Source organism: Leclercia sp. 1548 (assembly GCF_050435045.1).
GTDB lineage: Bacteria > Pseudomonadota > Gammaproteobacteria > Enterobacterales > Enterobacteriaceae > Enterobacter > Enterobacter adecarboxylatus.
The window spans coordinates 93,387-106,830 of the sequence record NZ_JBNDJP010000004.1; the positions used below are offsets into that span (position 1 = coordinate 93,387).

8 protein-coding genes are annotated in these 13,444 nt (G+C 58.4%); all 8 read left to right on the top strand.

The window, feature by feature from the left end:
- Window positions 1-14: 14 nt before the first annotated feature.
- The 8 genes from ABIE02_RS13045 to ABIE02_RS13080 all read left to right on the top strand — a co-directional run bounded on the left by ABIE02_RS13045 (window position 15) and on the right by ABIE02_RS13080 (window position 13,428).
- Window positions 15-1,694: a ShlB/FhaC/HecB family hemolysin secretion/activation protein gene (locus ABIE02_RS13045; RefSeq protein WP_375341680.1), complete on the top strand. Its 1,680-nt coding sequence runs from the start codon at window positions 15-17 to the stop codon at window positions 1,692-1,694.
- Window positions 1,694-2,242 (top strand): toxin-activating lysine-acyltransferase, encoded by a 549-nt coding sequence (locus ABIE02_RS13050; protein ID WP_032613408.1) that lies wholly within the window; start codon window positions 1,694-1,696, stop codon window positions 2,240-2,242. Before ABIE02_RS13045 ends, ABIE02_RS13050 begins: the two co-directional genes overlap by 1 nt.
- Window positions 2,235-10,967: a hemagglutinin repeat-containing protein gene (locus ABIE02_RS13055; protein ID WP_429211290.1), complete on the top strand. Its 8,733-nt coding sequence runs from the start codon at window positions 2,235-2,237 to the stop codon at window positions 10,965-10,967. The genes ABIE02_RS13050 and ABIE02_RS13055 overlap by 8 nt, the downstream gene beginning before the upstream one ends.
- Complete coding sequence (locus ABIE02_RS13060; RefSeq protein ID WP_032613411.1) at window positions 10,951-11,175, top strand: hypothetical protein; 225 nt, start codon at window positions 10,951-10,953, stop codon at window positions 11,173-11,175. Before ABIE02_RS13055 ends, ABIE02_RS13060 begins: the two co-directional genes overlap by 17 nt.
- Window positions 11,176-11,270: 95 nt before the next feature.
- On the top strand, window positions 11,271-11,597 hold the full coding sequence (locus ABIE02_RS13065; protein ID WP_336654173.1) for a hypothetical protein: 327 nt from the start codon (window positions 11,271-11,273) through the stop codon (window positions 11,595-11,597).
- Between the two features lie 86 nt (window positions 11,598-11,683).
- Window positions 11,684-12,025, top strand: coding sequence for a hypothetical protein (locus tag ABIE02_RS13070; protein ID WP_336654172.1), 342 nt, complete (start codon window positions 11,684-11,686; stop codon window positions 12,023-12,025).
- Between the two features lie 107 nt (window positions 12,026-12,132).
- Window positions 12,133-12,408 (top strand): DUF6966 domain-containing protein, encoded by a 276-nt coding sequence (locus tag ABIE02_RS13075; RefSeq protein WP_130588319.1) that lies wholly within the window; start codon window positions 12,133-12,135, stop codon window positions 12,406-12,408.
- Window positions 12,409-12,795: 387 nt separating this feature from the next.
- Window positions 12,796-13,428 (top strand): SMI1/KNR4 family protein, encoded by a 633-nt coding sequence (locus ABIE02_RS13080; RefSeq protein ID WP_336995180.1) that lies wholly within the window; start codon window positions 12,796-12,798, stop codon window positions 13,426-13,428.
- Window positions 13,429-13,444 lie beyond the last annotated feature (16 nt).

Here is a 13,444-nt window from a genome sequence, read left to right on the forward strand (position 1 = left end):
GCACGGATCCGCCGATGAAAGCCCGACACAATATCGCCATAATAATAGCGTCAGCCTCTGGCCTGTCTTTAATGATCCCTGCCCAGGCAGCGGAGCCAGATAATCAATTTATTATTCAGCAGCAGCGTCAGAAAGCCCTGGAACAGCAATTAACCCCGCCTGTTCCCGATATACGCCTTTCTGAGCCGTCATCCGGCTTTGGCAAGATTGCGTTTCCGACGGAATCCCCCTGCTTCCCGATCAACCGCGTCGAACTGAGCGGCCAGCAAGCCCTGCCCCACTGGGTGCCGCTACAGAGGATTGCGGACCAGGCGCAGGGGCGCTGTCTGGGCGGCAAAGGGATCAATCTGCTGATGAGCACGATGCAGAACCGCCTCGTTGACCACGGCTGGATCACCACCCGCGTGCTGGCCCCGTCGCAGGATCTGAAAAGCGGAACGCTGAAACTCACCATTGTGCCGGGCACCATCCGCCATGTGCGGCTCACTAAAGAGAGCGATGACTATATCCAGTTGTACAGCGCCTTCCCGGCCCACGAGGGGAACCTGCTGGATCTGCGCGATATTGAACAGGGGCTGGAAAACTTACAACGTCTGCCGACGGTAGAGGCCAATATGGAGCTGCTGCCGGGAGAGAACCCGGGCGAGAGCGACGTGGTGATTACCCGTAAGCAGAGCAAAATGTGGCGTATCGGCCTGTCGCTGGACGATGCCGGGACCGAAACCACCGGGCGCTATCAGGGCGGCGTCACGCTGTCGCTGGATAACCCCTTCTCCCTGAGCGACCTGCTGTATGTCTCTGCCAGCCACGACCTTAACGACAAGGGCGGTAAAGGCAGCAAAAACTACACGGCCCACTACTCCGTGCCCTTTGGCTACTGGATGCTGGGCGTCACCGGCAGCGACTATGACTACCACCAGACCGTCGCCGGGCTGAACAGCGATTATCGCTACAGCGGTAAAAGCAAAAACCTCGATATCCAGCTCAGCCGCGTGCTGCACCGCAGCGGCTCGCAAAAAACCACCTTCAGCTACGACGTGCTGGCGCGGGAGACCCGCAACTTTATCGATGACACGGAAGTGGGCGTCCAGCGTCGTCAGACCGCGGGCTGGCGCATCGGGCTGGATCATCGCCACTACATCGGCCAGGCCACGCTGGATGCGGGCATCAGCTATCAGCGCGGCACCCGCTGGTTCGGCGCACAGCCTGCGCCGGAAGAGTTCTGGGGCGATGCGACTGCGCTCAGCAAAATTACCCTGATAAGCGGCCAGCTCGATCTGCCGTTTGCCATCGGCACGCAAAACTTCCGCTACAACGTGCAGTACCTGCGCCAGATCAGCAACACGCCGCTGACCCCGCAGGATCAGTTCGCCATTGGCAACCGCTGGACGGTACGCGGCTTTGACGGCGAGCGCACCCTGAGCGCCAGCCACGGCTGGTACGTGCGTAACGATCTGGCCTGGCGCACGCCGCTGCCGAACCAGGAGTTCTATCTGGGTGCCGATTACGGCGAAGTGGGCGGTTACAGTTCCGACCTGCAGGTGGGTAAACACCTGGCGGGCGGCGTGGCGGGCCTGCGCGGCAACGCCTTCAACACTGGCTATGACCTGTTCGCCGGAACGCCATTCTCGAAGCCGGACGGCTTTGAAACCAGCGATCTCACGCTCGGCTTTAACCTCAACTGGAGCTGGTGATGCGCGTCGGACATCTGGATATCAAAGCGCCGCTGATCCTCGGCGGCCAGGAGAGCGAGGCCGAAGTGCTGGGGGCCACCGTCTGGCTGTGGATGCACTCCCCGATGCACCGGGACGCCCCGCTGCATGCCCTGCCCACCCTGCTGCTGCCGATCATCAAACGCCAGCAGTACGTGCTGGTGAGCGAAAACGATCGGCCAGTCTTTTTCCTCAGCTGGGCCAGCATGAATGAGGAGGCGGAAGCCCGCTACCTCACCCGCCCCGCCATCGAGATGAAAGAAGAAGACTGGGATAGCGGAGAGCGGATCTGGTTCAGCGACTGGATCGCCCCCTTCGGCCATACCCCCGCGATGTACAACCTGATGCGCCGCGATATCTTCCCCGACCACGTCTGCCGCGCGCTGTATCACCGCGGCGCAGAACGTGGCAAGCGCGTGATGCTGTTCCACGGCAGCCACGTCAGCCGTCAACACGCCAGAGAGTGGCAACAGAATCACCCGCTCACCGTGAGCCTGCCGGAAGCGTTTAAAGGAACGAACCATGAATAAGAACCTGTACCGAATTGTCTTCAACAAAGCGCGCGGCATGCTGATGGTGGTGGCGGATATCGCCCGCTCCGGCCGCGCCGGTTCGTCACGTTCTTCCGGCATCGGCCATACCCACAGCCAGCTTATCGGCAAGGTGAGCGCCATCAGCCTGAGCCTGTGGCTGGCGATGGGGGCCGTGCAGACCGCGCAGGCCGCTATCGTGGCGGACGCCGGTGCGCCAAAAAACCAGCAGCCGACGGTAGTGAACAGCGCCAACGGCACGCCGCAGGTCAACATCCAGACCCCGTCCGGCGCCGGGGTATCACGTAACAACTACACCCAGTTCGACGTGGACAGCAAAGGGGCGATCCTCAACAACTCGCACAAAAACGTGCAGACCAATCTGGGCGGCATGGTGGCGGGCAACCCGTGGCTGGCGAAAGGCGAAGCCAAAGTGATCCTCAACGAGGTCAGCTCCCGCGACCCGAGCAAGCTGAACGGCATGATCGAAGTCGCCGGTAAAAAAGCCCAGGTGGTGATCGCCAACCCGTCGGGCATCACCTGTAGCGGCTGCGGCTTTATTAACGCCAACCGCGCTACCCTCACCACCGGCCAGCCGCAGATGAAAGACGGCGCGCTGACCGGCTTTAACGTCGAGCGCGGCGAGGTGGTGGTGGACGGCGCGGGGATGGATACCTCCGGCGCGGATTACACCGACATTATTGCCCGCTCGGTGAAGGTTAACGCCGGACTGTGGGCCAAGGATCTGAAGGTCACCACCGGGCGCAACAAGGTGGATGCGGCCCACGAGGTCATCGAAAAAGGCAGCGACGATCCCGCCACCCGCCCACAACTGGCGGTGGACGTGGCCAGCCTCGGCGGCATGTATGCCGGTAAGATCCGCATGATCGGCACCGAGAGCGGCGTCGGGGTGCGTAACGCCGGGGCCATCGGTGCCCAGGCGGGCACCGTGACCCTCTCCGCCGACGGACGCATTGAGAACAGCGGCACCCTTCGTGCCAGCGATAGCGTCAGCCTGCAAACCGCCAGCGACATGAACAACAGCGGGGTCATCACTGCCGCCAGCAATGTCCGGGTCAATGCGGCAAGCTTCACCGGGAGCCAGCAGAGCGTGCTGGCCGCCGGGGTGAAAAGCGACGGCAAGCTCGCCGACGCGGGCGATCTGGAACTCAGCACCAGCGGCCAGCTGAGCGCCCACGGGCAAACCCTGGCGGGCGGGGATCTTAGCGTCCGTGGCCAGGGCGTGGACGTCAGCGGCAGCCAGACCCAGGGCAAACGCCTCCTGCTGGACGGCGGCGCGGGGGATGTGAACACCGCCAGCGCGAAGGTCAACGCCAACGAAATGACCGTCCGCACCGGGAAATTACTTAACAACGCCGGGGGCACGCTGAGCGCGGAGACGATTAACCTCAGCGCCCACGACCTCAGTAACCAGAAAGGCAACATCGTCCAGCGTGGCAGCAACGCGCTGACTGTCGATCTGCCGGGCAACATCAATAACCAGCAGGGGCAGATTGGCGCGACGAACGGCGTGCAGCTCAAGGCTGACACCCTCGATAACACCGCAGGGCAGATTATGGCGGTGGCAGGCGATACCCGGCTGCAGGCCGGGGCTATCGACAACACCGCAGGGAAGATCGTGGCGGTGGCGGGCAATACCCGGCTGGAGGCCGGGGCCGTGAACAACCAGCAGGGGCTGATCTCTGCCGCGACGGGCGAGGGTGAAATCCAAAGCCAGCAGGCGGTGAACAACGCCAAAGGCCGCATCGAGGCGGCAAAAACCCAGCGCATCAGCGCCGGGAGCCTTAACAACCAGCAGGGGGTGATTGTCGCCGATGGCGCAACCCTTGCCCTGAACGGCGGCGCGTTTGACAACCGTTCCGGCTCCCTGCTCTCTCAAGGTTCCCTGAGCCTTGAGAGCGGCGCACTGAACAACCAGAGCGGCTTCCTGGCGAGCAACGGCGACTTCAGCCTGAGCGCAGGTGCGCTGAACAACCAGAGCGGGTTGCTGGCAAGCGAAGGCGACTTTAGCCTGAACGCGGGTGCTATCGACAACACCGACGGCCAGATTGGCGCTAACCGGTCGTTGAACGCCGGTTTCGACAGTCTCAGCAATAACGGCGGCGCGCTGAAATCGGTCGGGGCCATGACCCTGAGCGGCGGCCTGCTGGATAACAGCCAGGGCACCACCTTCTCTGGTACCAGCCTCACCTTTGACGGCGATACGCTGAACAATACCGCCGGGCAGTTGGCGGCGACGCAGAGCCTCTCCCTGACCACCACGCAGCTCATCAATAATAAAGGCGTGGTGCAGGGCGACGGCGTGAACGTCACCTCAAGTACCATCGATAATAGCGCAGGTACCCTTAACAGCCTGGGGGCGCTGAACCTCTCGGCAGACCGCCTCAATAACCAGGCGGGTACCCTGGCCGCCAGCGACGCGGCGGATATTGCAGCCACCCGTCTTGATAACCGCAGCGGCGGGCGGGTGATTGGCGAAGCCGATACCACCCTGCACAGCCAGAACCTGCAAAACGGCGGCGGGCAGATCCAGTCGGTGGGCGATCTGCTCCTCGACAGCGCTCGTGGGACTGTAGAGAACGTCTCGGGGCTGATCCGCAGCGGCAAAAGCGTGACCCTCAATGCCCTGAACGTTATTAACCGCGACACGCTCGGTGAAAACCAGGGGCTGGAGGGCCAGAGTCTGGCGCTCAATACTGGTGCCCTGGATAACCAGCGCGGCAGCATTCTGGCGAATAACACGTTGAGCATCGATAACAGCGGTGTGCTGAACAACAGCGCCGGGGCGCTGGCCTCCGGTGATACCCTGGATCTTAGCGGTAGCGGCCTGAATCTGGTTAACGCAGGCGGCACCCTGAAAGCGGGTAAAACCCTGAACGTAGACGCAGCGTCGCTGGATGCCAGCGGCCAGCTGCTGTCGCTGGGGGATATGGATCTCCATAGCGCTAACGGCGTGAACAACACCGGCACCACCATCGCCAACGGCAACCTGACCTTCACCACCGACGGGGATCTCACCAACAGCGGCCAGCTGATGGCGGGCAGCGCCCTCAATGTGCAGAGCGCCAATCTGACCAACCTCGCCAGCGGCGAAATCAATGCCGGGAGCACCACCCTGACGGCCACCGGCACGGTACGCAATACCGGCCTGATCGACGGGATCACCACCCGCATCAATGCGAACACCCTGACCAACATCGGTACCGGGCGGATCTACGGCGACGCGGTGGGCGTAAATGTGGATACCTTTAACAACCTCGCCGAAAACGGCACCGCGGCGACGCTGGCCGGGCGCGAGCGTGTGAACCTCGGCGTGCAGACGCTGAACAACGCCGACCACGGCCTGATCTACAGCGCAGGCAGCATGACCATCGGCGGCGCGCTGGACGACAACGGCGCCGTCACCGGCCGCGCGGGCACCATTAACAACCACAGCTCGACCATCGAGTCCGCCGGGGATATGGCGATTGCCGCCGGGCAGATCAACAACATCAACGACCACTTCTCCACCGAGGTGGTGCGGGTGTCGCAGGACGATCTGACCGACTACCAGCACACGGGTTCAACCAACCGCTGGAGTTCGACTGAGCAAGGTGTGTGGGTGGATGACAACTCCTCCGATGGCCTGAAAAACCTCAACACGCCAGAGCGTTCCGGCCACGGCAATGACAATTTCAACCAGTACGACTACACCCGCACGATCGACGAAACGCGCATCAAAGAGAGCGACCCGGCGAAGATCCTCGCTGGCGGCAACCTGCTGATGACCGGCGACAAGCTGTTCAACGACAAGAGTCAGGTGATCGCAGGCGGCACCCTGGCGATTGACCAGATGGGCAGCGTGCAGAACGACGACGTGCCCGGCAAGCGTTACACCACCGATAAGGGCACCGTCACCCACTACTACCGTATTCGCCACAAAGGCGACGACGAGCAGGGACGCGATCGCACGGCCTACACCCCGCCAACTACCATCCAGGATATCGCCCTGAAACCGGGCCAACTGGTCAGCAACGGCAGCGTCGAGGGGAGCAATCTCAGTATCACTCCGCTGGTGTTGCAGGGAACGGACGTGGCGATTGGGCAGGCTGCGGGCGTGAAACCTGTGCCGCAGCAGACCGTTTCGCCGGGCGAGCCGGTGACCCCGCCTGCCGGGCAGCAGTTTGAAGTGACCCCGGCCGACGGCGCGATCCGCATTATCGGCCCGAATACCACCCTGCCGGACAACAGCCTGTTCAAGGTGAACCCGTCGGCGGAGGTGCCGTATCTGGTGGAGACCGATCCGCGCTTTACCAACGAGCGCCAGTGGCTCGGCAGCGACTACATGCAGGACGCCTTCACCGCCGATGGCGACAATACCCTTAAGCGGCTGGGCGACGGCTACTACGAGCAGCGCCTGATCCGCGAGCAGGTGATTGGCATTACCGGCCAGCGCTATCTCGACGGCTATAACAACGACGAAGAGCAGTACAAAGCGCTGATGGATCGCGGCATTACCTTCGGCAAGCAGTATGACCTGAAGCTCGGCGTGGCGCTGACGCCGGAGCAGATGGCGCTCCTGACCGGGGATATCGTCTGGCTGGTTAATACCCAGGTGAAGATGCCGAACGGCTCAATGGAAAACGTACTGGTCCCGCAGGTCTACGCCAAAGTGAAACCGGGGGATATCGACGGCTCCGGGGCGCTGATTGCCGGGAACAACGTCTCCATTAAGCTCAACGGCGACCTGTTTAACCGCGGGACGATTGCCGGGCGCAATGTGTTGCAGCTGGATGCCGACAACATCACCAACCAGACCGGCACCATTCAGGGGGCAGACGTCAACCTGAACGCCCGCACCGATATCAACAATATTGGCGGCGCCATCGTGGGCGACAGCAGCGTGCTGGCCCGCGCCGGACGCGACATCACTCTCACCAGCACCACCACCAGCGCCTCCAGCGTGAACGGTGAGAACAGCTTTGCCCGCACCACCATCAACAGCGTCTCGGGCATTTACGTCCAGGGCGACGACGGCAAGCTGGCGTTGCAGTCCGGGCGGGATATCACCCTGACCGGGGCGCAGGTGATCGCCAGCGGCGAGAACGGCAAAGCGCAGCTGGTGGCCGGGCGGGATATGACCCTGAATACGGTGGAAACCGCCAGCCGCGATAATCTGGTGTGGGATGGCGATAACAGCCTGAAACAGGGGCAGACCAACAGCATCGGCAGCGAAGTGACGGGTAAAGGTGACGTCACTCTGGCCGCCGGGAACGATCTCAACGCCCGCGCCGCCGCCCTCTCCGCTGGCGAGGCGCTGAACGTCAGCGCCGGGAATAACCTGACCCTGACGGCGGGCGAGAATACGCAGGATCTGGACGAACGGCATAAAGTGGTGGGCGGTAACGGCTTCCTGTCGAAAACCACCACGACCACCCGCGACCAGATTGACCGCCAGACGGTGCAGAGCAGCGAGCTGAACGGCGACACTGTTAACCTGACCGCCGGCAACGATCTCACCGTGCGCGGCAGCAACGTGGCCGGTACGGGCGATGTTGCCCTGCTGGCAGGCAACAACCTGAGCGTCGAGACCCAGGCCGAACGTAATAACGAACTGCACCAGAAGCAGGAGAAAAAATCGGGGCTGTTAAGCTCGGGCGGGATCGGCTTTAGCGTCGGCACCCAGAGCATCAAAACCACCGATACCGGCGCAGACGCCACCCAGGCGGGCAGCACGGTGGGCAGCGTCAATGGCAACCTGAGCCTGCGGGCGGGCGATCGCCTGACGGTGAGCGGCTCGGATCTGGTGGCCGGTCAGGATATGGTCCTCAGCGGTAAAAACGTCGATATCACGGCGGTGAACAACCGCAGCCAGCAGACCCACGAGGTGGAGCAAAAAACCTCCGGGCTGACGCTGGCGCTCTCCGGCACCGTCGGCAGCGCGCTGAACAGCGCCGTCGAGGCCTCCCAGCAGGCGAAATCCTCCGGCAGCAGCCGCCTGCAGGCATTGCAGGGCGTGAAGGCGGCGCTCTCAGGCGTACAGGCCGCGCAGGCCGGGCGGTTGGATCAGGCCATGGGCGCGGATGCCTCTAACACCAACACGGTGGGTATTAGCCTCTCTTACGGCAGCCAGTCGTCGAAATCGACCCAGTACAGCGAGCAGAACACCGCTCAAGGCAGCACCCTTAACGCCGGGCGCGATCTCAGCGTGATCGCCACCGGCAGCGGCGCGCGCGGCACGGACGGAGATCTGACCGTGGAAGGCAGCCAGCTGAAGGCGGGCAACGATATCACCCTTGCCGCCAACCGCGATCTGTACCTGCGCTCGGCGCAAAACACCCAGCTGCTGGACGGCAAAAACGAGAGCAAGGGCGGCAGCGTCGGGGTTGGCATCGGCGTGGGCTCCGGCGGCTTTGGCCTTAACATCTCCGCCAGCGTCAACCGCGGCAAAGGCAACGAGAGCGGCAACGGCACCACCCACAGCGAGACTACCGTAGACGCGGGCCGCCAGGTGAATCTCCTGACCGGACGTGACGCCACCCTGACCGGGGCGCAGGTGAGCGGCGAAACCGTGAAAGCGGACATTGGCCGCAACCTGACGCTCACCTCCGAGCAGGACAGCGATCGCTACGACTCGAAACAGCAGAACGCCAGCGCGGGCGGGAGCTTCAGCATCGGCTCCATGACCGGCTCGGCCAGCGTCAACGTCAGCCGCGACAAGATGCACAGCAACTACGACTCGGTGGTGGAACAGACCGGGATCTTCGCGGGCAAAGGCGGCTACGACGTGACCGTGGGCGAGCATACCCAGCTCAACGGGGCGGTGATTGGCTCGACGGCAACTGCTGATAAAAACCGTCTCGATACCGGCACCATCGGCTTTAGCGATATTGAAAACCGCGCCGATTTCGAAGTGGAACACCAGAGCGTGGGCATGAGCACCGGGGGCAGCATCGGCAGCCAGTTTGCCGGGAATATGGCTAACGGCCTGCTGGTGGGCGCGAACCGCGACGGGCATGACAGCAGCACCACGCACGCGGCGGTATCGGACGGTACGCTGATCGTCCGCGACCAGGATCGTCAGGTTCAGGATGTGAATCAGCTTAGCCGCGACGTGGCGCACGCCAACCAGACGCTCTCCCCTATCTTCGACAAAGAGAAAGAGCAGGAGCGACTCCAGCAGGCGCAGCTGATCGGCGAGATTGGTAATCAGGTGGCCGATATTGCCCGCACCGAGGGCAGCATCCGGGCCACTAACGCCGCGAAAGAGAAGCTGAATCACGTCAACGCACAGGATCTGCAGGAGGCGAAAGCCGCGTGGGAAAAAGCCAACCCGGGCAAAACCGCGACCCTTAGCGACATCAACGGCCAGATCTACCAGACGGCCTACAACGACGCGCTCAGCGCCTCGGGCTTTGGCACCGGCGGTCAGTATCAGCAGGCGATTCAGGCGGCGACGGCGGCGGTTCAGGGGCTGGCCGGGAGCGATCTCAGTGCGGCCCTTGCTGGCGGTGCTGCGCCGTACGTGGCGGAGGTGATTGGTCACTACAGCGGCCTGAACGACGCGGGCAAAGTCGCGGCCCACGCGGTGGTCAACGCCGCGCTGGCCGCCGCCCAGGGGCAAAACGCGCTGGCGGGTGCCGCCGGTGCCGCCACGGGCGAGCTGGTGGGGATGATCGCCACCGAGATGTACGGCAAATCTGCCGATGAGCTGGACGAAACCCAGAAGCAGACGGTTTCTGCCCTGGCAACGCTGGCGGCGGGACTGTCCGGTGGGCTGGTGGGCGACAGCTCTGCCTCTGCTGTGGCGGGAGCGCAGGCGGGTAAGACGACGGTTGAGAATAACTATCTAAGTACGGCAGAAGCACGTCAGCTAGATAAAGAGCTACTGGAGTGTAAAGCCTCCGGCGGTGACTGCATGAAGGTGGTTGAGAAGTATCTGGCAATCAGTAATAAGAAGAGCAAAGAGCTTGCGGATGCCTGTACCGGCGGAGGGGTGACCTGTGTTACCTGGCAGGAGCTGATCCAGGCCTCTACCAACGTGGCCAACGATCCGCAGCCGGGGCAGTTCCGCCTGGATGAAAAACTCAAAGATCCGACGGCAGCGGCACTGGTGAATTATCTGAATGGCGCGGACCTGAAATTCCTGCAGGACAATATCACCAAAGGGGATCGCGTATTGTCTGTGGTGATGGATCCAACCTCATGGCCGGTGATCATCATGGGCGGACGAGCGATTCTGACCAACGCCGTAAATAACACCAAAGAGCAGCTTATCGCTGTGGGCGTGGGTGTCGGTTTAGGGGCAGGTATTCAGTACAAAACGACGGGTGAAGTCAAACTTGCCGATCTTATTGGATCTGGGGTTATCGGGGCGATCACCGCGGGTAAAGGTTATAACCCAACCGTGACATGGAACGCAGCAGGTGGTTACTATCAAGCTCAAATCAATGGCGACGATCCTATGCTCGCAGCTTTACTGAGTAAGGCGGGTGCTTCTGCAGGTTTCGCTACAGGGAACATGATCAAAGTGCCGTTTGATAAAATATTCAACCCGGTATCAAAACAGTACGAGTGGGTTCCAACAGGCGTCTGGACAATAACCAAACCTGTACCACAACACCCTTTACCTTCAATATTGGGTAACGCAGGGGACTCTGCGATGTCGGGTATGGTTTCAGATAAGCTGAAAGAGAGCGGTAGTAAGAATGAAAAACAGCACTAAATCGTTTATTAACCTTGTTTACCTGTGCTGCGCGATAGGTCTGGCTGTGTTCATTCTGACGCTCCTTGGCCGTTTAGTCGGTGCGGGATTAGCATGGAATGTGAAGGAGGATTTCCCCTTCTCTTTCAAAGATGTGTTGATATGTCTTGAGTTAACCTGGCTGGGGCTGCCTGCAGGTTTGATCATCTGGTTTTTTTATCACCGGTAAAAGACCTTGACAGGTTGCAATGTGAATCATCTCCCGCCTCTGCTGGCGGGAGATGAAACGAAACAATTATCTTCGGTGAAGACAGGAGCCTGTAAATGACAACCAAATCAGTTGATCAACTACAGACAGGATTAGATCTCTACCTGTTAAACGGCTATGTCGAATCAAATTCATTTAACGATCCGAATGATGATACGCTGGAATATCTGGGTATGCTGCTCATGGAAGATCAACCCGCGGCGCTAAAATATTGTCAGAGATTTTTGCAGCTGTCCCAGGTCAATGATGAACTAAAATCAGCCGCACTTGATTACTTATTACTGTCCAGTGAATGGCGTTTCGCGTATCAGTATCTTTATAGCCAGGCGGAAAGACTTTCTATCCCGGAACTTGAAAAGGCTTTTTTTTTATTTTTATTGTGATAAAAACGAAGCCACACTTTATCCCGTTCCCGAAGGGCTATTCACGAAATTGTTAGCACGATTTGAGGTTGTTAAGGATGAGCCCGATGCTTATTTTTATCATCTTCATGAAGCCTATAATGACTTTGTTAAAACGCTTTCCGATACGCCGAATTGACTTTATTGTGGGGAAACAATCTGTGACTCAATCACATCATTTAATTAAAGTTATTGCCGATATGGCCATTTTCCTTGAATTTACTGACGAAAATTCGCTCAATCCAGATGCCGCTGTGGAAATGATGGAACATATAGCCGCCGAGCTTCAGCTATTAAAGGACGATGAGAAAATTCGCGTTATCGATTCCTTTGCAGAAATTGCGAAAGCGTACCGGGGGGATGAGTCCGACTTTGTCAAAGCCCTTCCCGATACGCTGGGTTTACGTTAACCTCATTTAATGAATCGTTCTTACAGACCTGCATTGGCGGCAACAAATCTGCAGTATCTATGTTATGGACTTAAAACCTCTGAAAATATGGATATTAAGACGGTAAAATGACTATCGAGAAAACGACTCTAATCGTAGATAAAATGCAACGCATGGCTACCTTATTAGAATTAGGCGGATATGCCGAATGGTCAGCCAGTATTTTTAAACTGGCTAGAAAATATGAGCTTGATTCTGATGATACCAAACACATTTTTCTCAATCTCTATGGTGGAATGGGGTCTCTAAACGATCTCGTAATATATAGAAACGGAAAGGTTTTGATGAGTGAAAACGATGAACTCGATCAGCTCCGGCGCGACCTGTTTAACCTTCTTTCCTGACCCCCCGCTCTCGCAGGTGGTTTTTTAGATTTTTGTTCAAGACAGGAGGAAAGATGCGCGAATCCAGGACATTTATAATGATATTGGTGCGGTATTGCTTTCGATCGCGCCTGAGGATGCGGTAGAAATCATTCTGAACGCAAAGTTAGAACCTGAAAGTGACTGCGGTGAGTTTACTTATGACTAAGTTGATAAACAGGGAAACCAGCATTGGGTTACTGAAACAGCGGATGCCAGTGCAAGACTTTTAGATCTTGTGGTCGAACTGAGGAATTTTTTCGTTGATAACGTTCAATCACTCGAAAAGCCGTTCTGGCAGGGCTGTGAGGTAACGGTAAACGTTGAAACACTCAGGATTAACATTGACTTTAAATATGAGAACTAAACATGTCTATATTTTGGGAAAAGCTCTTATCCGTTTGCAGCAGTGATATCTCCTCAGAAAAGGGGCAAAAAGTACCCGCAGCTTTTCATGATTATCCTCTGGTTGAGGATTTAATTAATTTATTAAATAAACGAAACGGATTTTATGGTTTCGAGTCAGCTCTACATGTTTTCTCTGTTGAGACAGACGGGGAAGAGATCGGCCTCATCGACTGGAATGATAATAGCTTATGGATTGATTGTTACGATGATCTTGCTCGTAACGCCATTTTCTTTGCTGAAGATGTTTTTGGCGGCCAATTTTGTATAAAAAAAGATGGCATATACACGTTCGATCCAGAAACAGGCTCTTTTGATTACCTTGCGCCTGATATCAATGAATGGTGTAAAAACATACTTGAAGACTATCAGGTCTTAACAGGCTATCCACTCGCAAACGCATGGCAGAAGAAGTATGGTTCAATACCTGCGGGCTATCGCCTGGCCCCCAAAATTCCGTTTGTTGTGGGTGGCAAATATGAGCCAGATAATCTTTACTTAGAAAAATCGACAGTAGCAATGAAAGCAAGAGCCCATATTGCATTGCAAATAAGAGATTTTCCTGATGGTAGCAACATCCAGTTAACGTTGAAATAGTGTGCAGTGAGGTTCA

Bases quoted from the DNA above. Each gene is read 5' to 3' on its own strand.
- ABIE02_RS13045 (WP_375341680.1), top strand. From the start codon at position 15: ATGAAAGCCCGACACAATATCGCCATAATAATAGCGTCAGCCTCTGGC.
- ABIE02_RS13050 (WP_032613408.1), top strand. From the start codon at position 1,694: ATGCGCGTCGGACATCTGGATATCAAAGCGCCGCTGATCCTCGGCGGC.
- ABIE02_RS13055 (WP_429211290.1), top strand. From the start codon at position 2,235: ATGAATAAGAACCTGTACCGAATTGTCTTCAACAAAGCGCGCGGCATG.
- ABIE02_RS13060 (WP_032613411.1), top strand. From the start codon at position 10,951: ATGAAAAACAGCACTAAATCGTTTATTAACCTTGTTTACCTGTGCTGC.
- ABIE02_RS13065 (WP_336654173.1), top strand. From the start codon at position 11,271: ATGACAACCAAATCAGTTGATCAACTACAGACAGGATTAGATCTCTAC.
- ABIE02_RS13070 (WP_336654172.1), top strand. From the start codon at position 11,684: ATGCTTATTTTTATCATCTTCATGAAGCCTATAATGACTTTGTTAAAA.
- ABIE02_RS13075 (WP_130588319.1), top strand. From the start codon at position 12,133: ATGACTATCGAGAAAACGACTCTAATCGTAGATAAAATGCAACGCATG.
- ABIE02_RS13080 (WP_336995180.1), top strand. From the start codon at position 12,796: ATGTCTATATTTTGGGAAAAGCTCTTATCCGTTTGCAGCAGTGATATC.